The organism is Pedobacter cryoconitis (genome assembly GCF_003259615.1).
Taxonomy (GTDB): domain Bacteria; phylum Bacteroidota; class Bacteroidia; order Sphingobacteriales; family Sphingobacteriaceae; genus Pedobacter; species Pedobacter cryoconitis.
Map to the genome: position 1 here is coordinate 1 of NZ_QLLR01000041.1, position 24,826 is coordinate 24,826.

Below are 24,826 nucleotides of genomic sequence, written 5' to 3' on the forward strand. Positions count from 1 at the left end.
TGTCGTTGCTGATCTTAAGCCTGTTTATAAGGCTATCAATCAAGAACAGGGGTATGAAAAGTTACTGGAATTTGAAGATAAATGGGGTAAAAAATATCCGCTATCAGTAAAGAGCTGGTTAGATAATTGGACGAATCTTTCTACATATTTTGAATATTCTGCAGAAATCAGAAAGGTCATTTATACCACTAATGCAATTGAAGGAATGCATCGCCAAATCCGCAAAATAACTAAAACAAAGGGTGCCTTCACTTCAGATCAGTCACTGCTAAAGCTCGTATACCTAGCCTACAGAGACTTCTCTAAAAAGTGGACTATGCCTATGTGGAACTGGGGCTTGACAATGTCACAACTACATATTAAATTTGGTGATAGATTGAAAGCCTTCGGCGACTTCTTCTTAGGTGGAGGCTGAAGGAGCCTCCACCTAAGAAGAAGTGATGTTGACACAGTTCACTTTACACTCCCTCAAAAAGAGGTATTAGTATCAATTAAAGTTAAACCAGCTTTTGATTGATACTAATACTTCTTTTGTATTTAAAGAGCTTCTATTTCTTCCATGGACAGCGCAGTAAACCCGGCAATTTTATCAATATCAAAGTTCTCTTCTTTCATTTTCCTTGCGATGGCCAGTGCAGTTTCATACTTCCCTTTTTCCATTCCCTGCGCTAAACCTTTTTCCATCCCTTGTTCCAATCCTTCTTCTCTTCCTTTTTCCGTTCCTATGCGTTCTGCAAATTTAATCCGGCCGTAATCATCTTCTTCCCGCTGTAAAATCGAGTCATGTATAAATTGTTGTTCTGGTGATAGTTTTTTCATTTCAGCGATATTAAAGATTTTTTCAAAAACACGTTTATCCAGATACTTAGGAATCTGATTCAGGCTGTGCATGTGTTTAAGCAGATAAACCCATTTGTCCAGCTCATTTTCCAGTTCATCTTCTTTCTTCTCAAACTTAGGCAGTTCCAGGAACTTAAATCCCAGTCCATTGTGGAATACTTTACCAGTACCTGTATTCATCAGTGAAATGCTTTGCAAATAATGGTCACTCAGGCAATTCCTCATATTAAAATCCAGTATTGCAACCAGGAAAACCTCTTTCAGTTTAACATCCCATTGACGGTTACCCTTTAGCTTTTGCTGATGAATCAGGCGGCTCAGATAAAAAATGCAGCGGTCCTCAAAATTATCGTGGTCTGCCCGCTGCATTTCTACAATGAACTGCTCGCCCTGGTCCCCGGTACATAACAAATCGAAGAAGACTTTTTTATGCGCCTTATCCTCCCCGGCAAGTTCAGTTGGATTGTAGACAATATCGGTAATGTGTTTTTCTCCCTCAAACAGTGCGTTTAAAAAAGCAATCATGATCTCTTTGTTAGGTTCACCGCCAAAAAGATGTTTGAATCCAAAATCTGATAATGGATCAATGTATTTATTTGTACTAGCTGACATAATTCTTAATGATTTAAAGCAAGCTACCTCTGTTTTATATTTAAAAGGTAATAAATATCGCTATTATCAATAAACAGTTTTATACAGCAAAATACTTCACAAAAAAGCCTTCTCACAATTACTCGTGAGAAGGCTTTTCCTATAAAAAATTAAAACTTAATCCGCATGCAGCACATCAGCATGTTCTTCTGGTTTATAATTCGCCTCTAATTCAGCCAATTTCTTTTTACCATAAGCCAGCTTAGTGATCAATACAAATAGTACAGGAACAATAAACAAAGCAAGAATCGTTGCCGAAAGCATACCCGCAGCTACCGTCCACCCAATAGTCATACGAGATACTGCACCAGCCCCCGAAGAGATAATCAAAGGAATAACCCCTAAAATAAATGCCAGTGAAGTCATGATAATCGGACGTAACCTTAACTTAACAGCCTCAATAGTTGCCGCAATTAATTCCATACCCCAATCCACACGTTCCTTCGCAAACTCTACAATCAGAATCGCATTCTTCGCAGATAAACCAATCAATGTAATCAGACCAACCTGCGCATAAATATTATTATCCAGTTTCGGCAGGAATATCAAAGCAAGAATTGCCCCGAATAAACCAAGTGGAACCGCTAATAAAATAGAGAAAGGAACCGACCAGCTTTCATATAATGCAGCCAATAATAAGAATACAAAGACTACGATCAAACCGAAAATAAGTGTTGTACTGTTACCAGCCTCAGTTTCCTCCAAACTCAAACCAGAGAAATTATAAGTATAACCCTGTGGTAAAGTCTGTGCAGCAACCTCTCTTAAAGCCTGTAACGCATCACCAGAACTTCTTCCAGGTTTTGCAGCTCCACCAATTTCAATCGACCTGAACATATTATAGTGATTAATAATCGACGCATTTTCAGTCATCTTGTAAGAAACAAAAGCACTTAATGGCACCGGTGTTCCAACACTATTGTTCACATAAATCTGATTTAAGTTTTCAATACTGCTACGGAAATTCGTATCTGCCTGGGAAACTACCCGGAAACTACGTCCGTATTTCGTGAAGTCATTGATATAACTACTACCCAGATAAGAAGAAATTGTACTATATACCGCTCCAATAGAAACGCCCATTCTTTTCACCTTATCACGATCAACATGAAGCTGATAATTTGGCGTTCTTGCATTAAACAGCGTATAAGCAAATCCAATTTCAGGACGCTGATTCGCAGCAGCCAGAAACTTACCTACCACACCCTCAAACTTCTTAATATCACCAGCTTGTTTTTCCTGAATCTGCATCGAGAAACCACCACTGATACCCAAACCAGGAATTGGTGGCGGTGTAACCGCAAGCACACTTCCGTCCTTATCACCAGCAAATGTTTTAGAAACCTCGCCTAAAACTGTAGCTACGTCTCTTTTACGGTCATCCCAGTTTTTCAACTGTACGAAGAACGTACCCGCATTAGACTTGAATGATCTGTTCAGAATGTTGATACCGCTAATCGAAGTGATATTTTTAACCTCAGGAATGTTTGTTTGTATAGAATCAGTAATCCTTTTGATAAACGCATTGGTACGAACTGCTGAAGCACCTTCTGGTAAGGTTACCCCCATAATAAAGATACCTGCATCCTCATTCGGAATAAATCCTGAAGGTTTTTTGATGAATAAACCAACTGTACCTACATAAATACAAGCCAGGATAATCATTACCAAAGGAGCCTTTTTCAAAGCCCATCTTACCCCATTTGAATATTTATTAGTTACTCTTGCAAACCAGCTATTGAATTTAAAGAAGAACTTGTTCAATCCTTTAGAATCTTTAGTCAGGTTCATTGGTGTTAATAACAACGAACACAATGCCGGAGTTAATGATAAAGCGATAAACGCCGAAATCAATACCGATACAGCAATCGTAATCGCAAACTGCTGATACAATTGACCAACCATACCCGGGATAAACCCTACCGGTATAAATACTGCCGCAAGAATTAATGCAATCGCAATTACCGGAGCTGTAATATCCTTCATCGCTTTACGTGTAGCATCAGGCGCAGAAAGTCCCTCATGGTCCATATAATGCTGGACCGCTTCCACCACCACAATCGCATCATCCACCACAATACCGATGGCGAGGACGAATCCAAACATCGTTAATACGTTGATCGAGAATCCTAATAACGTAAAGAAGATGAAAGTACCAATAATAGAAACCGGGATTGCCAATACAGGAATCAAGGTTGCTCTCCAGCTCTGTAAGAAGAAGAATACTACAATCGTTACTAAGATAAGTGCTTCAACCAAAGTGTGAATTACTTCACTGATCGATACTTTAATAATGGATACCGTTTCATAACTGATCTTGAAATCCAAATCCTTAGGGAAAGATTTCTTTAACTCAGCCATCGTTTCATCAATACCCGCAGCAGTTTGAACCGCATTTCCGCCCGGAGTCTGGTTAACAGCCATCAATGAAGCTACTTTACCATTTACTTTTGCAGTTGTAGAATAAGCAAACTCACCTAGCTCCACACGCGCAACATCCTTAAGATAAACCGGAGAACCATCCTGGCCAGTTTTAACCACGATATTTCTAAACTGCTCTTCCGAGTTTAAATCACCATCCATAACCACAGAGAATTCAAAAGTCTGTGAATTCTGCTGAGGCGGACCACCAACACTACCACCCGGAGCACGCGTATTCTGTTCTGCAATTGCAGCCGAAACCTGTGCAGGCGTTAAACCTAATCTCGCTAATTTACCAGCATCCAACCAAACCCGCATACTAAACGGCTGACTGAATACCTGGACATCACCCACACCCTTGATACGCAATAAAGCATCCTTTACGTATAAATTGACATAGTTTGAAATGAATTTCTGGTCGTACGTTCCATTTGGAGAATACAGACCAATAACCATCAAAATATCATTATTTGCTTTTTTAGTGGTAATACCCAAACGCTGAACCGCTTCAGGTAACCCCGGCTGCGCAATACCTACCCTGTTCTGCACATCAAGTGCAGCAATGTCGATATTCGTACCCACATCAAAAGTTACAGTAATCGCCGAACGACCATCTGATGTACTGTTTGAAGAAAGATACTTCATGCCCGGCGTACCGTTAATCTGGCTTTCTATCTGTGTAGTTACCGTTTGTTCTACCGTTTGCGCATCAGCTCCTGTATAGGTACCAGTAACGGTAACCGTAGGCGGAGCAATACTCGGATATTGACTGATCGGCAATGTGGTAATCACAATCGCCCCTATCAGTACAATTAATATGGAAATGACGATCGCCGTGACCGGTCGTTTTATAAATACATCTGAAATCATATTCTTGAAATTCTTATAATAACTATTTCTTTGGTGCAGCCGCTGCCGGTTGCTGTCCATTTGCTTCTGCTACTGAGCCTGCATGTACTACAGCACCTGGTCTTACGTTCTGAACACCATCTACAACAATAACTTCACCCTTTTTCAGACCACTTTTTACTACGATGCTCTGACCTACCTGTGTACCAACTTTAATTACCCTTGGCGCTGCTTTACTGCTGTCACCAACCACAAATACGTTGAATTCACCCAATTGTTCCGTAACTGCTTTATAAGGAATCACCAATTGATTACCAGCCGCTTTATTCAGCACTTGTAAATTCACGTTCATACCAGAAATAAGTCTGCCGCCTTCATTGGGATAGCTGATTCTTACTTTGATAGTACCTGTCTGAGGATCAACCGCACGGTCAATCGCAATAATTCTGCCCTGACGTTTGTAAATGCTGTTATCCTGAAGCTGAATACTGAAAAGTGAATCTTTAACCGCAGCTACGTTTTTCTCCAACTGAATAAAACGAGGAATTTCACCCTGATTAACAGGAATATCAACCGCAATCGGATCATTTGTAGATACTGTATTTAACAATGTAGTACCTGGGGAAGCTAAAGCACCCAGTTTTACCTGTGAAATACCGATTGTTCCGTTTAAAGGAGAAACAATAATAGAACGCTGTAAATCATTTGCAGCCGAAGCAAGATTTGCCTTTGCCGCAGCAATTTGTGATTCAGCATTCGCTAAGTCAGTTAAAGCATAATCAACACGTTGTTTAGCAATTGCTTCCTGTTGCGCTAACTTAGTATAACGATCCGCATCTTTTTTTGCTTTATCACGGTTTGCTTTCGCTACCGCTACATTAGCCTGAGCTGAATTATAAGCCGCCTGATATTTAGTACGGTCAATTTCATATAACTTCTGTCCTTTAGTTACACGCTGACCATCTTTTACATAGATCGCAGTAATATAACCACCAACCTGTGCACGAAGCTCAACCTCGTTTAAGGCGATCACTACCCCAGGGTAAGTATCCACAGTAGTTACCGGTTGTTCATCAACCGTATATGTTGTTACCGGGGTAGCCGGAGGAGGTCCTTGTTGCGGAGCAGGTTGACCACCGCAAGATGCTAATGTTACTGAACCAAGGATTAAGATGCCTAATTTTATGTATTTAATGTCCATGTCTTTTATTGGTTTACGGTGATTATACCTAATGCTTGTTTTACGTCTAGTTTTGACGAAAGGAGGTTATATAATGAATTCAGATAATTAATTTGTGCAGTACGAAGGTCAGTTTCTGATGTTGTCAGGTCCAGGTAGGTTTTAATCCCTTCATCATACTGAAGTTTGATCGTGTTGTAGACCTGTTTTGAAATTTCAACATTCGCCTTGTTCGTATTCAGATCGTTAAGATTAGCCTTATAAGTGGCAATAGCCTGCTCATATTGCGTATTGATTTTGTTTTTCGTATTCACTAAATCAAGATCAATCTTACGTTCCTGTAACTGCGACTTTCTAATTTCCTGCGTACGCTTTCCTCCAAGGAAGATTGGTACCGATAATTTCAATCCAACAACCGAACTTGGGAAGTTCTGATCATATAAATTGCTCAGCGCATTATTCTGATAATTAAATCCGTAATTGATAAAACCAGAAAGTGTAGGAGAATAAGCCCACTTATTATAACTGGTCGTAATTTTCTGCAGGCTTCTCTGTGTTTCCAGCAAACGATATTCCACCCGGTTTTGATAATTTAACAATTGAGTAGTATCAATCATGACATCATTCTCCATATCTCTTGAAGTAAAAGATAAACCGAAAGGCTTTTCAGCGCCATAACCAATTAACTCTCTTAAATAAGCATATTTATATTTCAGCAGCTCATCGGTTCTTTTTCTGTCGGCTTGAGAATTGCTTAAACTAATCTGTGCTCTTTGGAAATCTGTTTTATCAACCAGACCAGCATCATACTGGGCCTTGGCATCTTTCAATTGTTTTTCCTGTCTGGCGATATTCTCCGCAATGATATTCAGCTGCTCCTTGCTGGTCAGCACATCATAAAAGGCTTTACTGACATCAACAATCGTACTGATCTTTGTATTTTCTGTACTTTGTTTATACTGCTGTCTGTAGAACTTAGCAGATTTAGAGGCCTGGATTAATCCTGCATTTAAGAACTGCTGATCAGCCTGCAATACAAAAGATGAAGTATTCTTACCCCCGAAAGTTAGTAAAGAAGACTGTCCGTTTGTAGTCAGGATCTGAGACTGCTGCTTAAAATTATGGTTAATTGTTCCATTACCATTAATTTGAGGTAACCAACCAGATAACGCTGATTTTATATCCCGCTCTCCTATCTCTTCGTCAATCAGTGCTTGTTGTACCCCAGGCTTATTGCTCAAAGCGTAATCAATACATTCCTGCAAGGTTGCATTGCTCAGCGTCGGCTGCTCTCTAACTGTCGTCTGGGCGAATACCAGTCCTGGCAGAAGAGCTGATATGCAGACGAGCATCATTAAAATTAATTTGTGAGGTTTCATATATATATTAAGGGTATTTGTTTTACTATTATTCATGTTATTGCCTTTTAATTCCGTCCCATATGATGTTTACTACTTCCAGAATATCTTCCTTCGAAAACACAATTTGTTCCGATAACTGGAAAGTCGCAGCGGCAACAAGCGTCCCTTTGATCGTCGGGGCGAGCAGCCTCGAGTCAATATTCCTGAAGTGAGCATTTTCTATGCCATATTGAAATAATGTAATCACCTTGTCTGCAAATAGTTGACTATCACGCTCCGGGAAATTCTTGGCGAAAGGAGAACTCATATACTGTTCCAGGAAAAAAAGAGAGTTCTCATTTTCCACGTAAAAATGGAACTGATTGATCATAAAATTGAAAAACCGGTCTTTATAAGACTTTTCAGGGTCATCACCCGCAGATATTGCCAATGCCAGCTTATCCTTCACATGAACATAGAGCTCTAAAATGAGGGTTTCTTTGGAATCGAAATAGTGATATATAGTACCTGCAGCAACACCAGCGTGTTTAGCAATTAAACTCATGGGAGCGCCATGAAATCCATGCTCTTTAATCAGAGCGAGTGTACTGTTTAGGACAGCAACACGTTTTCCGGAAATATCTTCTAATTGAACGTTCATTCGGTTACAAATAAACACAAATTAAATATACCAATTTATTGTTTAACCTAATATGACAGAAAAGTGATCCAGATCACTATAAATGGGGATAAACAAAAAAGCCCTGTTCTGAAGAATCAGAACAGGGCTTAATCAAAAATTTAAAAATTTAGTTGAAGCTATATCTTGCGCCAACTTGAATCTGGTATCTTGAAGGAAGATCTGTATTCACTCTGAAAGTAGAGTTTGGCAAATCCTGACTTACTGTATAAGTAGGGATCAGGTTTGTAGGACTAACCACTCCTTTATAAGACATAAAGTTTGTTAAAGAAGGGATTTGTGTTGCACCCCATTTCTTGTTCAGCAAGTTACCAAAGTTGATAATATCAACAGAGATTTCGAATCTGCTATTAGAATTTGAACCAAATACAGTTTTAATCTGTTGTAAAATTCTGATGTCAAAACGATTTGCCCAAGGGTATTCACCACCGTTTCTTTCCGCAATCTGACCTCTGTGTTTGCTCAGATATTTATCCTGATTGATATAAGCATCTAATCTCGCCCATTGCTGATCAGCTGTCTCTGCATAAGATTTACCAGCAACAGCAGGAATATCTAATAAGCGAATATCATTACGATCTTTAGGAATGTACATTAAATCGTTAAATGTAGAGTTGTCATTGTTCACGTTTCCTGCAGTAACATAAGAGAACCTGGTGTTACCAAAAGAATCACCATAAGGAGAACCTTCATAAACTACACCAATAGAGGTAGGTAATTTAGGGATAATCGAGAAGTTGAAATTAACAGCTGCAATGATTCTGTTTTTAACTAAGAAACTGCTATAAGCCAGTACTGGTTTATTTGGATCACCAGCAACCTGGTTACCATTGAAAGCAGACGCAGCCTGTGAACCTGGAGTTGAAGTAATATCACGCGCATCACTTCTGGTATAAGCTATCATAATATCAGCGAATGATCCGAATCTTTTTTGAATCTGACCAGTTAAACTCCACGCATAACCTTTGTTTGTGTTATCAAATACAATCGCATTCGTTAAGAAAGGATTAATTCTGTTTAAGTTACCACCAGGGAAGTAAGGACGTGTATCGCCAGAACCTGTAAGGTTAGCCGTTGGGTTAACTAAATTCGCATCTCTGTGGAATACCTCGTTTAATGATTTAGTATACAAACCATCAACAGTAGCTACTAAACCGCCTGGCAATTTATAATCAACCGCTAAACTTGATCTCCAGATTTGTGGAACTTTAAAGTTATTAGAAGCCTGGTTAATTGCAAAAGTTGCAGGGTTTCCTGGATTAGCAGGAATATACTCTGCTGGATTTGGACTAAAAGGACGGTTTTTTGGATTAGTTAAGAAATCATTACCAGTTCCCAGACCTGTATTCCCAGCCTGATTAGTTAACCATACTGCAGGAACAGCACCAGTAAAGATACCAGAACCACCACGTACCTGAACAGTACCATCACCTTTAACATCCCAGTTGAAACCAACACGAGGGGAGAATAAAATCTGTGTTTTAGGTAATTTTCCAACATCCAGTTTCTCACCATCACGGAAAGTAGCCGCAGTTATCAGTGGATTAGATTGGATTGTTGAAGTATAAATTGGCATATCTAATCTTAAACCATAAGTCAGTTTAAAGTTAGGTTTGATATACCACTCATCCTGTGCATAAACTGCAACCGGCATCTGGCTGAAAGTAGCTGCTGCCGGTATTGGGTTATTTTTATCAGTCGAATAAGTTAACTGGTACAAAAGGGGATTAACTGAAGTACTACCATTTGCTGCTGCAACAAAGTCTGATACGCTTTTGTATCTGAACTGTCCGTATAAGAACTGAGCAAAGGCATTTTGAAATTTCTGGTATCCTACAGAACCACCAATAGTGATGGTATGGTTACCAGCAAAAATGTTAAAGTTTTCATTTAAAGTATATATATCCTGGTTTAAAGTATTCAAACCACTGAAAGGTTCAGTTCCTAATGAAATATAGTTTGAACCATTTCCGTCTTCAATATCCACTACAGGGAAAGGATTCCCTTTTGCTTTACGGTAATCACGGAAGCCAGTATAAACCAATTGCAGGTTGTTTGCTAACTTATCACTGAAACGCGTGTTTAATTCTGCAGTTACCGAATTAATATTGTTATACTGTGTGTAAGTCATATTATCATAAACCATCGAAGTTAGTGATGGTCCGCGTCCTGTGTTAGAGTTCGAAGTACTTACACCAGCATCTTTGAAAGATTTAAGATAATTATAACGTACAGTTAATCTGTTGGCATCATTGATATTCCAGTCTAAACGTGCAGTAACGTTATCTGCATTTTGCTGATTGCTGTATCCTGAATATACACCCGGATCATAACCGAATTTATTAAGCACAGTATTTTTTACCAGGTCTAAATCGCTGGTTAATACTCTCGACATATTTTTAGGGTCTGTCGCTTTATTTGCTACTGCATTTGGATTAGCAATAAGACTGGTCGCTGGAGAAGTACGTCTTGAAATCTCACCATTCACAAAGAAGAATAATTTATTCTGAACGATTGCTCCGCCTAATCTGAAACCAAACTGCTTATTTAAAAACGTTTGTGTTTTTTTATCAAGTTTTGTATCACCAACATCATAACCTTGTAAGTTCTGATCTTTGTAATATGTATAAACCGAACCTGAAAATTTATTTGTACCTGCTTTAGTAATGGCATTCACACCAGCACCAGTAAAACCACTTTGTTTTACATCATAAGGAGCAAGATTGACCTGTAATTCTTCCAGGGCATCTAAAGAGAAAGGCTGAGCTCCCGTTCCACCACCAGGTAATGATGATAAACCGAAAACGTTGTTCATTTGCGCACCATCTAATGTCAGTGAGTTAAACAAACTGTTTCTGCCCGCAAAAGAGAAACCATCACCTTTAGTATTAGCCTGAGGAGTTAATTTCGTTAAATCAGTAATACTTCTGGAAACTGCCGGAAGCTGTTCAATTTGTTTTTGTGACACGTTGGTCGCAGCACCGGTTCTTGAACTGTTAATGATCTTACTTTTGTTCGCTGTAATTACAACGTCGCTTAATTGCTGCGCTCCGTCTGACAAAACAACATTCAATGGATAAGAACCACCTAATTTTAGATTAAGGTTGTCATATTTAGCAGCCTGAAATCCAATAAAAGTAATGGTTACTGAGTAAGGACCACCAACACGCATGTTAGCGATTGTAAAACGACCATCGCCGTTAGTAGTTGTCGTATAAACTGAACCCGTTGGCACGTGGATAGCTTTAACGCTCGCACCAGGTAACGGTCCTTTAGCGTCTTTAACGACACCCGTCATCGCTGAGGTAGTTACCTGAGCATTCGCGGAGAAGATGGTTCCCACAACAGCCAACATGATTACTACAATTTTAAATAGTAAAGATTTCTTCATACTTTCTTTGTTAATGAATTTTGTTTTGTTTTAAACGCAATGCGTTTAGGTACATAATAGTTTACAGCCACAAAAGTATAGATAAAAAATACAACGTTTTAGCTTTCAATGTTAATAAATCATTAATTATATATGTTTTTTATCCACATTTAACATTTATAATACATGCTTAACCCACAGTTTATCAGTTCATTATTTGGAATAACCGGAAATGACGCTATTTCCTGAAAACGCGATTCCGGTCAATGCTACTTACAAATTCACGTCACAAAAATCAAATACGCTGTTTAACGAACAATTTTTTTTAATTTTGGGCTTTACTAAGTAAAGTCCCCTATTAAAAGATATGAACTACGATGTAATTATAATAGGTAGCGGTCCCGGCGGATACGTTGCTGCAATCAGAGCGTCACAATTAGGTTTAAAAACTGCAATTGTAGAACGTGAATCCTTAGGTGGAATCTGCCTTAACTGGGGCTGTATCCCAACCAAAGCTTTATTAAAAAGTGCACAGGTATTTGAATATATCAATCATGCAGCAGAATACGGTATCAAAACTGCCGAAGCTGAAGCTGATTTCGCAGCTGTGATCAAACGCAGCCGTGGTGTAGCTGAAGGAATGAGCAAAGGCGTTCAGTTTTTAATGAAAAAAAACAAAATTGACGTGGTAATGGGTACCGGTAAAGTTAAACCGGGTAATAAGGTTGAAGTTAAAGGTGCGGACGGTTCTACTTCAGAATTAACTGCAAAAAATATTATCCTTGCTACAGGCGGACGTTCAAAAGAATTGCCAAGTGTAAAACAAGATGGTAAAAAAATCATCGGCTACAGACAAGCAATGGTTTTACCTGAAATGCCTAAATCAATGGTTATCGTTGGTTCTGGAGCTATCGGAGTAGAATTTGCTTATTTCTATGCAACTATGGGAACAAAAGTGACTGTTGTTGAATTCATGGAGAACATTGTTCCTGTAGAAGACGAAGACGTTTCGAAACAATTACTGCGCAGCTTCAAAAAAGTTGGCATCGAAGTAATGACTTCATCAAGCGTTGAATCAGTTGATACAACTGGCGCAGGCTGTAAAGTTCAGGTTAAAACTGCTGCTGGTATGCAGACTATTGAATGTGACATTGTTCTTTCTGCTGCTGGTGTAGTGGCAAACCTTGAAAACATAGGTCTGGAAGAAACAGGTATCAAAACTGAAAAAGGTAAAGTAGTCGTAGACGAATTCTATAATACTTCTGTAAAAGGATATTATGCAATTGGTGATATTGTTGGCGGACAAGCCTTAGCGCATGTAGCCTCTGCTGAAGGAATTATCTGTGTAGAAAAAATCGCTGGACAGTCTCCTGAGCCATTAGATTATAACAATATTCCGGGCTGTACGTACTGTTCACCTGAAATTGCTTCTGTAGGTTATACAGAAAAGGCAGCGAAAGCAGCTGGTTACGAACTGAAAATTGGTAAATTCCCATTCTCAGCTTCAGGTAAAGCTAGTGCAGCTGGCGCGAAAGATGGTTTCATCAAAATGATTTATGACGCTAAATACGGTGAACTTTTAGGCGCGCACATGATTGGTGCTAACGTAACTGAATTAATCGCAGAAATCGTTGTTGCCCGTAAATTAGAAACTACTGGTCACGAAATGTTAAAAGCTGTCCACCCTCACCCAACAATGAGTGAAGCGATCATGGAAGCTACTGCTGATGCTTACGGAGAAGTAATTCACTTGTAAAACATCACTATATATATTACCATGTAAACCCGCTGATAACTCAGCGGGTTTCTTATTTTTACAGCATACCAAATTTTATTCAGATGAACTTACATACTATAGATACCGGATTATTTAAACTGGACGGCGGTGCGATGTTTGGCGTTGTTCCAAAATCTATCTGGCAAAAAAGTAATCCTGCAGATGCAAATAATATGTGTACCTGGGCAATGCGCTGTTTATTAGTAGAAGACGGCAACCGCCTGATATTAATAGATACTGGGATCGGTAATAAACAAAATGAAAAATTTCTGAGCCATTATTACCTGCATGGTGATGATACCATGGAGAAGTCACTCGCAGCAAAAGGGTTCAGTCCGGCTGATATTACGGACGTATTCCTCACACATTTACACTTTGACCACTGCGGCGGGGCAATTGTGCGCGAAGGTGAAAAACTGGTTCCTGCCTTTAAACAAGCTACCTACTGGAGTAATGAAAAACACTGGGACTGGGCAGTTCATCCCAATGACAGGGAAAAAGCTTCTTTTCTAAAGGATAATATCCTGCCACTTCAAGAAAGCGGTCAGTTGAAATTTATTGACGATCAGGAAGGAATTGAGTTTCAGTCTGGCTTTAAAGTACGTTTCGCATTCGGCCATACCGATGCCATGATGCTGCCTGAACTGACTTACAAAGACCATACTATTATTTATACAGCAGATTTGCTGCCTTCTACCGGGCATATTCCCCTGCCCTATGTCATGTCCTATGATATGTTTCCCTTACAGACCTTAAAAGAGAAGAAAGCATTTTTAGAAGAAGCAGCTGAAAAAAACTACATTCTTTATTTAGAGCATGATTCCATGAATGAATGCTGCACCGTACAACAGACTGAAAAAGGGATCAGATTAAAAGATACTTTGAAACTGGCAGATTTATAACCTGTTTTTGAATCAAATTTAAATATAAAGATTAAACAGGCATTGGATTATATTCCAGAATATCTCCCGGCTGACAGTCCAGTGCCTTACAAATAGCTTCCAGAGTTTCCAGACGGATCGCTTTTGCCTTTCCTGTTTTCAGGATCGAAAGATTAGATAAGGTAATTCCCACCTTTAAGCTCAATTCAGTAAGAGACACTTTGCGTTTCGCGAGCATTACATCTAAATTAATAACTATGGGCATAAGCAAATGGTTGTTGAATTTATATTGATAAAAATCGGTAAAATTGTCGGCTTTTGCAGACATCTTTTGTAAAATGATAGGATTTTAAGAAAAAATCATAAAAATCAGCGTGACAATATCAAACAATACTGACAGACATATGTTAACTGAGAAACATTTTTTTAATTAAATTATCATATTAAATCAATAAAATGCCATGAATTTTATAAAAATAATAGAACTATCTAAAAGATGAATTATTAAATAACAAGCATTTATCATCGATATGCAATAAATAATGTACATTTATCAATATAAGGCACGCAGACTGTCAAATGTACTTTGGAATAATTATTGCTATTAAATTATCGTACAAATAACCAGTGTAAAGTGTAACATTTTCAGGAATTTATGTTTTTAAATTGCCTTTTAATCCTTACTTTTGCACGTTCTAACACATAAAGAGCACCAAAGCACATAAATGAGACAACTCAAAATCACCCAATCCATAACCAATCGCGAGAGTCAATCTCTAGACAAATATCTTCATGAGATTGGTAAAGTAGATTTAATCACCGCAGAAGAAGAAGTAATCCTGGCAAGAAAGATACGTGAAGGTGATCAGGCCGCATTAGAGCGTCTGACAAAAACAAACTTACGTTTCGTTGTTTCGGTAGCTAAGCAGTATCAAAATCAGGGATTGACTTTAGGTGATTTAATTAATGAGGGTAACCTTGGACTAATCAAAGCAGCGAAACGTTTTGATGAAACTAAAGGTTTCAAATTCATTTCATATGCAGTATGGTGGATTCGTCAGTCAATTTTACAGGCTATTGCTGAACAAAGCCGTATTGTACGTCTTCCATTAAACCAGGTTGGTTCATTGAGTAAGATCAGTAAGGCATTCTCTAAATTGGAGCAGGAATTTGAACGCGAACCTTCTCCGGAAGAATTAGCTGATATTCTGGAAACTACTGTTGATAAAATTTCTGATACTTTAAGTAACTCAGGAAGACATGTATCAATGGATGCCCCTTTCGTACAAGGTGAAGAAAACACATTACTGGATGTTTTAGAAAATCATGAACCTAATACAGACAGTAGTTTAATTAACGAATCACTTTCTGAAGAGATCAAACGTTCTTTATCTACCCTAACAGAACGTGAACGCGAAATTATCGTTCTTTTCTTTGGCTTAAGCACAAATCATCCGCTTTCTCTGGAAGAAATCGGTGAGAAATTTAACTTAACCCGTGAGCGTGTCCGTCAGATCAAAGACAAAGCGCTACAACGTTTACGTCATACTTCACGTAGCAAAATATTAAAATCATACTTAGGTTAACAATTGAATTGCCGTTTAAAATTTAAATAGACAATCAGGTTAAATATCGGATAGAAAAAGATTGGGTTTCCCCCAATCTTTTTTACTTTTGTGGCACTCTAACCAAATAATCCCGATATGTTTAATAAATACCAATCCGAATTTCAGAACTGGATTGAAAAAGAGAAAAAAGCAGTTGAATTACTGAATGTTGTAGGCCAGTTATGGTTCGACAGATCTATTGAACTTGTGCTTTTTCGTAAACCATTATTCGACGTAGGCAGTAGCGAAATCCTTGCTCACCACCAGTACGCTAAAGAAATTTCAGGCCAGGACATTAACATTTATGAGACACTGGAGCTCGCAAATGAAATTGCCAAATGTAACCTTGCTCCTTCCCGTGTTGACATAGGAAGACTTGCAGCAGAGTGGCTGGATGAGAACAATGATTTTGCAACCATGCACGATTTTGTGATCAGCAAACTCAGCCGTCACATCGGCAAAGACAAAATCAGTCTTTTACCAAAGGATGTCGTGCTGTTTGGTTTCGGAAGAATTGGCAGACTGGCAGCTAGAGAACTGATCCTGCAGGCAGGTAAAGGTGAACAGCTCAGACTGCGTGCGATCGTTACCAGGACTTATAGTGATGAGGAATTAATCAAACGCGCAGAATTATTACGCACAGACTCTGTTCACGGAACTTTTAACGGAATTATTATTGAAGATTTCATCAATAAAGCACTGATCATCAATGGACAAACCATCTATTTTATTGTAGCTAACAATCCAGAGGACGTAGATTATACAACTTACGGCATTGCAGACGCTTTATTAATTGATAATACAGGCGTATTCCGTGACCGTGAAGGCCTTAGCCGTCATCTTGCAGCAAAAGGTATTGCTAAAGTATTACTGACCGCTCCGGCCAAGGGAGACATTCCGAATATTGTGGCTGGAATTAATGATGCAGATTTCGATTTCACCAAAGAAACTATTGTATCCAATGCTTCTTGTACCACCAATGCTATTGTTCCGGTACTGAAAGTTATCGATGAGGCTTTTGGTATAGAAAAAGGACACATAGAAACAATCCATTCTTACACAAACGATCAGAATTTATTAGATAACTATCATAAAAAATATCGCCGCGGCAGGTCTGCAGCTTTAAATATGGTCATCACTGAAACCGGAGCTGATAAAGCAGTGGCTAAAGTAATCCCTCATCTGGGTGGAAAACTGACAGGCAATGCAGTGCGTGTTCCTACACCAAACGTTTCATTGGCTATTCTTAACTTATCATTGAATAAAGTGACTTCCAGAGACGAGGTTATTGATATGATCAAACAGGCTTCTCTTTTCGGGGATCTGTCTGAACAAATAGAATTCTCTATTTCTAATGAACTGGTAAGTTCTGATTTAATCGGAAACAGCCATGCTTCTATTATTGATGGTCCGGCTACGATTATGGCAAAAGACAATAAGTCTGTCGTAATTTACACCTGGTATGACAATGAATACGGCTATACAAGACAAGTGATCCGCCTGGCTAAAAAACTAGCTGGTGTGGTGCGCTTAACTTATTACTAGACTCATTTAAAATCAAATCAAAAAGGCAGTTCAAATTGAACTGCCTTTTTGATTTTAGAAAATCATTACCTAGAACTCAGACAATACAGGTTTAGTTTCCATTATTCCCTCGATCTCTCCCATTACTTCCTCCGTCAATAAAGGCAGTACATTTAAAGTAGTCAGGTTTTCTTTTAACTGCTCGGTTTTTGAAGCCCCTAAAATAACTGTACTTACATTCGGATTCTTCAAGCACCATGCTAATGAAAACTTAGCCAGAGGTACATTCATAGCATCAGCTAATGTTTGTAATTTCTTAACCTTCGCCAGTTTTTCTTCTGCCAGAGAAGCTTCTTTCAGCCATTCCATCCCTTTCATATCCAAACGTGTATTTTTCGCATCCCCCGATGTGTATTTACCAGAAAGCAATCCTGAAGCTAAAGGTGACCAGACCGTAGTTCCCAATCCGTACTCTTTAAACAGCAATAAATATTCGCGCTCTAATTTATTTCGCTCAATCAGATTGTACTGCGGCTGTTCCATAGTAGGCCCGATCAGGTTATACTGACGTGTCACGCGGATAGCTTCCATAATTTCTGCTGCACTCCATTCTGAAGTTCCCCAGTATAAGATTTTACCTTGCTGCAACAAGGTATTCATTGCCCAGACAGTCTCCTCAACAGGCGTGTTCTTATCCGGGCGGTGACAAAAATATAAATCCAGGTAATCTACCTGTAACCTCTTCAGTGCGCCATGACAAGCTTCGATCACGTGCTTCCTCGATAAGCCAGTTCTGTTGGGCCCTTTATTTTCAGTTCCAAAGAAAACTTTGCTGGAAACTACGTACGATTCACGCTCCCACTGGTGTGCTTTAATGATCTTGCCCATCACTTCTTCCGACTTTCCTGCAGCATAACCCTCTGCATTATCAAAAAAGTTTACACCCGAATCGTAAGCAATCCCCATCAATTCATCCGCAACTTTATCGCTGATCTGATTTCCAAATGTTAGCCAGCTTCCCAAAGAAAGCGCACTCAACTGTAATCCTGATTTCCCTAAACGTCTGTATTCCATTTTTATATGAATTTTAATTGTCAGCCATTTTAAAATCAGAGTTTTGATCAGTAGCACCCTGATCATGGGATTACCGAATTTCCCCCTGATTAATAAGCTAAATGTATAAAATAAGAACAGGAGCCGTTTGCTTAAGTTTTTACGATAGCCCATTGATGTGTCACTAATTTGTAATATATTAGGGATATCAACATAACAACCTATTAATAAAATCCTGGCGCTATGAAATTATATCTGCTATTACCCCTGGCATTTTCTCTGGGTTGCAATGCCGTAAAAACATCCAATCAGCCTGCTCACGCTGATCAATTAATCAATGACGTTAAAGTTCTGTCTTCAGATGCCTATGAGGGCAGAAAAACAGGAACTAAAGGTGCCGAATTAGCAAGGACATATATTGCCAGGCGCTTTAAAGAAATAGGTTTGAAAGCTTATAAAGTCTGTAATGGTTACCAGCAATCCTTCACTTTTTCGGGCATTGATGATCCGAAAATCACTGGAAAAAACATGATTGGTTACATCAAAGGAACAACCAGTAAAGTGATCGTTATTTCTGCTCATTACGACCACTTAGGGGTGATTAACGGAACTATCTATAATGGTGCGGACGATAACGCTTCAGGCGTAGCCGGGCTCTTAAAAATAGCGACACACTATGCCAGGAATAAACCCATGTATACGATGATTTTCGTAGCATTTGATGCAGAAGAATTTGGCAGAAAGGGCTCTGAATACTTTGTAAACCATCCTCCGGTTGACTTGAAAAAGATCACACTAAACCTTAATCTTGATATGATCAGTCATAATGACAAAGGAGAGCTTTATGCTGCCGGGACTTATAAATATCCACAGCTCAAAAATTATATTGCGACAACTATTCCCGATTTGAAAATCCTTTTCGGACACGATAATGCAAAATTAGCAGCAGACGACTGGACCGATCAAAGTGACCAGTCTGCTTTTAATGCTAAAAACATCCCGTTTATTTACTTTGGCGTGGAAGATCATAAAGATTACCACAAATCCTCAGATAAGTTTGAAAATATCAACCAGGCATTTTTTATCGATGCTGCAAATGGTATTTTAGAGATCACTGATAACTTTGATAAGGAGCGTACTGTAGAAAAGATACTGCGTGACAGGTTACAATCTAAAAGAAGATAGACAAACTTTATAGTTCCTTCTTTCGATTAAAAAGCTTCCATCAACCTGGTTCAACCAAAGTGTCCCGCAGCAGGCGCAAAATGACAAAATGAGTTTTTAAGGCATAAAAAAGGCCGGAATTTCTTCCGGCCATGACTGGTAATTAAACCAGTTTATATTTATAAAGCTGCTGCTTATTTTTTCAGGGAGTGCCTGGTTTCAATCATTCCCACAAATTCACTGTTTGGATTAACCTTTTTCATCTGCTGACTTTTGAAATCTACGGAGTTTGCTCTTCTGGTTTCGGTATTGGCAACGCCTTGTGTAGCGGTAACTGCAGGCGCTAATACATTCAGTGCTTTAGCCAGGTAATTCTCTCTTACATCACCAAAAACATATTCAGGATCATCATATTCATCCAATACGTCAGGTACCATACCAGTATAATATCCGCCTTCATTTCTTGAATTTCTGGTTTCAAATATTGGCATATAAACCTGGTACCTGTTTTCCAGAACGATAGGAAAAAACCCAACAGGCTTACCATAGGTTGTATCCCCTACCAGTTTCACATTCATATAAGGCTTAAGACTGTTAATCACAATCTCACTTGCAGAAGCCGTATTGCGGGTCACAATAAATACAATATTATTGATTCCGCTCAAACTTCCTTTTTTACTGAAGGTAACGGTGTTGGCAGCTACAGAATAATTGTCATCCGCTGCAGTCAGTATTTTTCCATTTTGGCGTAAAATCTTTCCGTCTCCATCAAGAAGCGGCTGATTCGCCAGGATAGTCGCGTTACCAGCCTGCATCAATGGATTATAAATTTCAGTAAACATGGTTTTACCAGAAGTACCTGATGGCGCAATCAGGTTGGTCAGATAGGAAGCCGTATTTACATAGCCCCCTCCGTTGTACCTTAAATCAACAATCAGATCTGTTACTCCCTGCGCACTAAAATCTGCAAATACCGGGTCCAGACTTGCATCACTCGCTCCGGTACTGCTAGACAACCGTGCGAATCTTGCATAAGCTAAATAGCCTATTTTTTTACCTGACCTGGCAATAACTTTAGAAGTATATACTGGATTGCTTTTATAAGAAGCTCTGCTCAATGTTAAACTAAAAGGAACTTTATCAATTGAATTATAACCTTCGATAGTGACCGAAGCTGCCGAAAATGAATTAAATACAGTTTCATTCTCATTCGTATAACTAGCACCTACAGTCTTGCCATTTACCTTTGTAATTAACCAGCCCCTTTTCACCCCTGCAGTTTCGGCCGGAGAACCCGGATAAACAGCAGTAACAAATAATTCATATTTATCTGAATTTCTGAAAGTATAGAAAATAGGTCTGATCCCTACATCATAACCATTATTATCTACATCCACATTTGCAGTTTTTATGGCAGAGGTGGCATTTGGATTCGCCTGGGTCAGGTCATCAATCCTTGAATACTTAGGGTAGCCATAACCATTGTACTCATAAGGTTTACCCGTAGCAGGGTTGATTTTCAGATTACTGATCGCAAATAATTCGTCATCATAATTATCAATCGGCTTCGATTTACTGGAAAACTGTCTTGGATTAAAAGCTTCGTAAGCAGGAAGCGCATCACTCCAATAGTAAATCTGTTTAGCATATAAAAACAAAGAATCCAGCGTTAATTGGGTACGAGTACCCGTGGCTGGTCCGGTTGAAGGGTTATCTGTAATATCTGGCTTAGGACTCTTTTTACATGAACTTGAAATCACGATTAAAAGAAACAGCGTTAAAATCGCTAAACGATTGTTTGATAAATTTATCCTCATAAATAGGTGATATGAAATATGCAGTTAAGGTAAATAAAGAATAATTATCAAAGTTGATCTACAGCTAAAAATTCAATTTTATCTTCACTGACACACAGACTTTTACCAATCACTAAAACTTCTTTCTTCTTTAAATCATGCTTCAAAATAATCATGTCCAAAGTCTGTTCAAAAGTTCCGGTTTCTGCACTAAAGTAAACAATCAGAGACTGCTCTAAACCGTTCCATTCCATTTGCCTGATTTTATTTAACTGCTGTACCGGGTCACCATCTACCAATAAAAAGATAGGTTTTCCGGCTGCATGAATCTCTTTCAGAAAATCAAGAACGGGTGCAAAAAGCAATAACTTTAAAGGAAGCTTTGCATTCTGTTGCAGTAAATCAAAGTTAATGATGTATTTCTGGGGCAGATTAAACTTCACAGCTGTTTTATTAAATATATCTGCTGCACCGTCTTTCAGGTAGGTATCATTCATAAACTGCACAATTTCCTGTGCATCTATTTGCTCGCCGTACTCTATAAACTGTGCAAAAAGATAATATACCTGCAATTGATAATCCTTTACAGGATATAAAACATCATCCAGACCAAAAACAAAAGCTTGCCTTGGATTAATATGAGCTTGGTATTTCATTACGCAATTGTAAATAATGCTTGTTCCTGCGGCGCTTCATTCATATAGAAAACACCGTTTAATGTTTTTTCTTTTCCCAGTACAGCCAGTTGATCTGCCGGAACAGCTGCATAAAGCAATTCTCCTTTATCAAATACAGCCCAATTATTTTTATCCGTAATCCTTTCAGACAAATAAAGCGGGAAATGAAGCAAATCAGGTAATAAAACGTGGATATTGAACTCTTCAAATAAAACAGCCGACCTCATCACAGCCTCCAGTTCAAAACTGTAAAGTGGCAATAGGCGGTCTGCCTGCTGATCTAAACAGGCGTTCAACAGGGTATGCGCTATCGTATCGTCATTACGTTCGCCTAAACTTACAAACTGGTATTGAGCGGATACAAAAGAAGGCATGTCGCCATAATCCCCTAATAAGATTTGGTCGCCGGTAAATGCCTTTAATATTTTTTGTGCCTGGGCAGATTTGCCCCCGGTAATGAGTGTTTTCAAATTTTATACAATTAAACCATCTTTCATGGTGACAACCCTGTCGCTAATTGAGGCAAGGTCTTTATTATGGGTAACAATTACGAATGTCTGTTGGAAGTTATCACGCAGCGTGATAAAAAACTGATGTAAAGACTCAGCATTTGCTGAATCAAGGTTTCCCGATGGCTCATCGGCCAATATAATGGCAGGATTATTAATTAAAGCCCTGGCAACAGCAATACGCTGCTGCTCCCCACCGGAAAGTTGGTTTGGCTTATGGGACGCACGATCTTTTAAACCCAGCAGTGCTAAAAGTTCCAAAGCACGGGTTTCAGCTTCTCTTTTGCTCTTTTTAGCGATAAAGGCAGGGATACAAATATTTTCAAGCGCACTGAATTCCGGCAGTAAATGGTGAAACTGGAATACAAAACCGATATTCTGATTTCTGAAAACACTCATAGATTCGTCAGAAAGCTGTGCCAGTTTGGTTCCGTTTAATTCAACAGTTCCTTCGTCCGGTTTATCCAGCGTACCTAAAATATGCAGTAAAGTACTTTTACCTGCACCTGAAGCCCCGATGATACTGACAATTTCTCCTTTGGCAACTTCAAAATCTACTCCTTTTAGAATAGGCAGACTTCCATAAGCTTTTCTGATACCCGTGGCTTTTAGCATGCAACAAACTTACAAAATTTGAGATTAAATTCAATTAGCAGAAGATCTGAGGTTTTTATATCCCGGTAAAACCATGGCTGAGAGTGTATAGAAAATGTTAAGGTTTCAACATTTGCCTGCTTTCACTGAAAAATAAGCAATAAACAAGGTTATTTTATAAATTTAAACTGACTCTAAGTTTTTAAAACCAATATGAAATTGTAGATTTGGATCAAATTTTTTCAGCAAATGAATATACACGAATATCAAGGTAAAGAAATACTTAAAAGTTTTGGTGTTGCCTTACAAGAAGGCATAGTTGCCGAAACTGTTGAGCAGGCTGTAGAAGCTGCTAAAAAAATGAAAGCAGACTACAACTCTGACTGGGTAGTAATTAAAGCACAAGTACATGCTGGTGGAAGAGGAAAAGGTGGTGGTGTTAAGTTAGCTAAAAACCTTGACGAGGTTAAACAAAGAGCTACCGATATTTTAGGTATGCAATTGATCACACCTCAAACTAGTGCAGAAGGTAAAAAAGTACATAAAATTCTTGTTGCTCAGGATGTTTACTATCCAGGAGCTTCTGAAACAAAAGAATTCTATGTGAGTGTTTTATTAAACCGTGCAAGCGGAAGAAACATCATCATGTATTCTACCGAAGGTGGTATGGATATTGAAGAAGTTGCAGAACACACTCCTCACTTAATCTTCAAAGAAGAGATCGATCCTAAAGTTGGTCTTCAGGGATTCCAGGCACGTAAAATTGCTTTCAACCTTGGATTAAGCGGTGCTGCTTTTAAAGAAATGGTGAAATTTGTTACTGCGCTTTACAAAGCTTATGACAACACTGATTCTGCAATGTTTGAAATCAACCCTGTTTTGAAAACATCAGACGATAAAATTATTGCTGTTGATGCGAAAGTAGATTTAGACGAGAATGCTTTGTTCCGTCATCCTGATTATGCAGCAATGCGTGATAAACTGGAAGAAGATCCAACTGACGTTGAAGCAAGTGAATCAAACTTAAACTATGTAAAATTAGACGGAAACGTTGGTTGCATGGTTAACGGTGCTGGTTTAGCTATGGCAACTATGGATATTATCAAAATTGCAGGTGGTGAGCCGGCTAACTTCCTTGACGTAGGTGGAACAGCTAACGCACAAACTGTAAAAGCTGGTTTTAACATCATCTTAAAAGATCCTAATGTTAAAGCTATCTTAATCAACATCTTTGGTGGTATCGTTCGTTGTGACCGTGTTGCTCAGGGTGTAATTGACGCTTATAAAGAAATCGGAGATATTCCTGTTCCAATTATCTGTCGTTTACAAGGTACAAATGCTGTAGAAGCGAAAAAACTAATTGATGAGTCTGGCTTGAAAGTTTTCTCTGCAATTGCATTGAAAGATGCTGCTGCCTTAGTTACCCAGGTTTTAGCTTAGTCTATACAGAAAGAAGAAGTTCTTCGGCTCTGTTCTCAAACAGATGCTTACTATATAAGAAATGCCAATTGTGTAAAAACAGTTGGCATTTTTTTTTGCCTGCTGTTTTAAAGAGGCCGTCTTCCGGTCAGGCCTGCTCTACCAATTGTCTGAAACAAAAAAACCTCCAGCAATTACGCCAGAGGTTTTTAACCAAATATAATTTAAACGAGCAATACAAATATAGGGACTTTTACGGTAAAACAAAATATTTAAACGTTTATAATCACAATAATTAACAATTAAATCATAATTAACTGATTAATAGATATAAAAACATACATAAATTAGTTATAATTTATACTAAATTATAAAAAACATAAAATAAACACATTAATTAAACCATAAAATCATAATAAAATTAGATATAACCGTTATTTTATGATAAAAAATAGCTAAAAACTACAAAATATG

Annotated in this window: 19 protein-coding genes; 7 read left to right on the top strand and 12 right to left on the bottom strand. The window is 38.5% G+C overall.

Annotated features, from left to right (window positions below):
* Positions 1-415 (top strand): transposase (locus LY11_RS24365; protein WP_146610914.1); only part of this gene is annotated, 415 nt, incomplete at its 5' end.
* Positions 416-537: 122 nt separating this feature from the next.
* Here LY11_RS24365 and LY11_RS24370 read toward each other — a convergent pair.
* The 6 genes from LY11_RS24370 to LY11_RS24395 all read right to left on the bottom strand — a co-directional run bounded on the left by LY11_RS24370 (position 538) and on the right by LY11_RS24395 (position 11,372).
* Positions 538-1,452, bottom strand: a complete 915-nt coding sequence (locus LY11_RS24370) for an Rpn family recombination-promoting nuclease/putative transposase (RefSeq protein ID WP_111636213.1) — start codon at positions 1,450-1,452, stop codon at positions 538-540.
* A gap of 156 nt (positions 1,453-1,608) precedes the next feature.
* Positions 1,609-4,782, bottom strand: coding sequence for an efflux RND transporter permease subunit (locus LY11_RS24375; RefSeq protein ID WP_111636214.1), 3,174 nt, complete (start codon positions 4,780-4,782; stop codon positions 1,609-1,611).
* Positions 4,783-4,804: 22 nt separating this feature from the next.
* Entirely contained in the window at positions 4,805-5,962 is a 1,158-nt protein-coding gene (locus LY11_RS24380) for an efflux RND transporter periplasmic adaptor subunit (protein WP_111636215.1), read from the bottom strand.
* Positions 5,963-5,967: 5 nt separating this feature from the next.
* Entirely contained in the window at positions 5,968-7,320 is a 1,353-nt protein-coding gene (locus LY11_RS24385) for a TolC family protein (protein ID WP_111636241.1), read from the bottom strand.
* Between the two features lie 37 nt (positions 7,321-7,357).
* The gene (locus LY11_RS24390; protein WP_111636216.1) at positions 7,358-7,942 is read right to left on the bottom strand and encodes a TetR/AcrR family transcriptional regulator; all 585 of its coding nucleotides are present in this window, start codon (positions 7,940-7,942) and stop codon (positions 7,358-7,360) included.
* Between the two features lie 148 nt (positions 7,943-8,090).
* Positions 8,091-11,372: a TonB-dependent receptor gene (locus tag LY11_RS24395; RefSeq protein WP_111636217.1), complete on the bottom strand. Its 3,282-nt coding sequence runs from the start codon at positions 11,370-11,372 to the stop codon at positions 8,091-8,093.
* A 346-nt stretch (positions 11,373-11,718) separates the two neighbouring features.
* Here LY11_RS24395 and lpdA point away from each other — a divergent pair, with 346 nt between their 5' ends.
* The gene (lpdA, locus tag LY11_RS24400) at positions 11,719-13,107 is read left to right on the top strand and encodes a dihydrolipoyl dehydrogenase (protein ID WP_068395555.1); all 1,389 of its coding nucleotides are present in this window, start codon (positions 11,719-11,721) and stop codon (positions 13,105-13,107) included.
* 83 nt (positions 13,108-13,190) lie between these two features.
* Entirely contained in the window at positions 13,191-14,030 is an 840-nt protein-coding gene (locus tag LY11_RS24405; protein WP_111636218.1) for an MBL fold metallo-hydrolase, read from the top strand.
* A gap of 31 nt (positions 14,031-14,061) precedes the next feature.
* Here LY11_RS24405 and LY11_RS24410 read toward each other — a convergent pair whose 3' ends face one another.
* Positions 14,062-14,274 carry a helix-turn-helix domain-containing protein gene (locus LY11_RS24410; protein WP_111636242.1) on the bottom strand — a complete coding sequence of 71 codons (213 nt, stop codon included), beginning with the start codon at positions 14,272-14,274 and terminating at the stop codon, positions 14,062-14,064.
* Positions 14,275-14,734: 460 nt separating this feature from the next.
* Between LY11_RS24410 and LY11_RS24415 the strand changes: the two genes are divergently transcribed.
* Together LY11_RS24415 and LY11_RS24420 are read left to right on the top strand one after the other, a co-directional pair.
* On the top strand, positions 14,735-15,595 hold the full coding sequence (locus tag LY11_RS24415; RefSeq protein WP_062547391.1) for a sigma-70 family RNA polymerase sigma factor: 861 nt from the start codon (positions 14,735-14,737) through the stop codon (positions 15,593-15,595).
* A 117-nt stretch (positions 15,596-15,712) separates the two neighbouring features.
* Positions 15,713-17,161: a glyceraldehyde-3-phosphate dehydrogenase gene (locus tag LY11_RS24420; RefSeq protein ID WP_111636219.1), complete on the top strand. Its 1,449-nt coding sequence runs from the start codon at positions 15,713-15,715 to the stop codon at positions 17,159-17,161.
* A 69-nt stretch (positions 17,162-17,230) separates the two neighbouring features.
* Here the strand turns inward: LY11_RS24420 and LY11_RS24425 are convergent, their stop codons facing one another.
* A complete protein-coding gene (locus LY11_RS24425) occupies positions 17,231-18,214 on the bottom strand; it encodes a potassium channel beta subunit family protein (protein WP_111636243.1) in 984 nt (327 codons plus the stop codon).
* Positions 18,215-18,436: 222 nt separating this feature from the next.
* Here LY11_RS24425 and LY11_RS24430 point away from each other — a divergent pair, with 222 nt between their 5' ends.
* The gene (locus LY11_RS24430; RefSeq protein ID WP_111636220.1) at positions 18,437-19,378 is read left to right on the top strand and encodes a M28 family peptidase; all 942 of its coding nucleotides are present in this window, start codon (positions 18,437-18,439) and stop codon (positions 19,376-19,378) included.
* A gap of 173 nt (positions 19,379-19,551) precedes the next feature.
* Here the strand turns inward: LY11_RS24430 and LY11_RS24435 are convergent, their stop codons facing one another.
* Genes LY11_RS24435 through LY11_RS24450 form a run of 4 tightly spaced genes read right to left on the bottom strand, consistent with a single transcriptional unit; the run spans position 19,552 to position 22,954 of the window.
* On the bottom strand, positions 19,552-21,174 hold the full coding sequence (locus tag LY11_RS24435) for a S41 family peptidase (RefSeq protein ID WP_111636221.1): 1,623 nt from the start codon (positions 21,172-21,174) through the stop codon (positions 19,552-19,554).
* A gap of 47 nt (positions 21,175-21,221) precedes the next feature.
* Positions 21,222-21,809, bottom strand: coding sequence for an HAD family hydrolase (locus LY11_RS24440; protein ID WP_111636222.1), 588 nt, complete (start codon positions 21,807-21,809; stop codon positions 21,222-21,224).
* Positions 21,809-22,300 (bottom strand): ATP-grasp domain-containing protein, encoded by a 492-nt coding sequence (locus tag LY11_RS24445; RefSeq protein ID WP_111636223.1) that lies wholly within the window; start codon positions 22,298-22,300, stop codon positions 21,809-21,811. The genes LY11_RS24440 and LY11_RS24445 overlap by 1 nt, the downstream gene beginning before the upstream one ends.
* Positions 22,301-22,303: 3 nt before the next feature.
* Positions 22,304-22,954: an ABC transporter ATP-binding protein gene (locus LY11_RS24450; protein WP_111636224.1), complete on the bottom strand. Its 651-nt coding sequence runs from the start codon at positions 22,952-22,954 to the stop codon at positions 22,304-22,306.
* A gap of 228 nt (positions 22,955-23,182) precedes the next feature.
* Between LY11_RS24450 and sucC the strand changes: the two genes are divergently transcribed.
* Positions 23,183-24,373: an ADP-forming succinate--CoA ligase subunit beta gene (gene sucC / locus LY11_RS24455; protein ID WP_111636225.1), complete on the top strand. Its 1,191-nt coding sequence runs from the start codon at positions 23,183-23,185 to the stop codon at positions 24,371-24,373.
* Positions 24,374-24,826 lie beyond the last annotated feature (453 nt).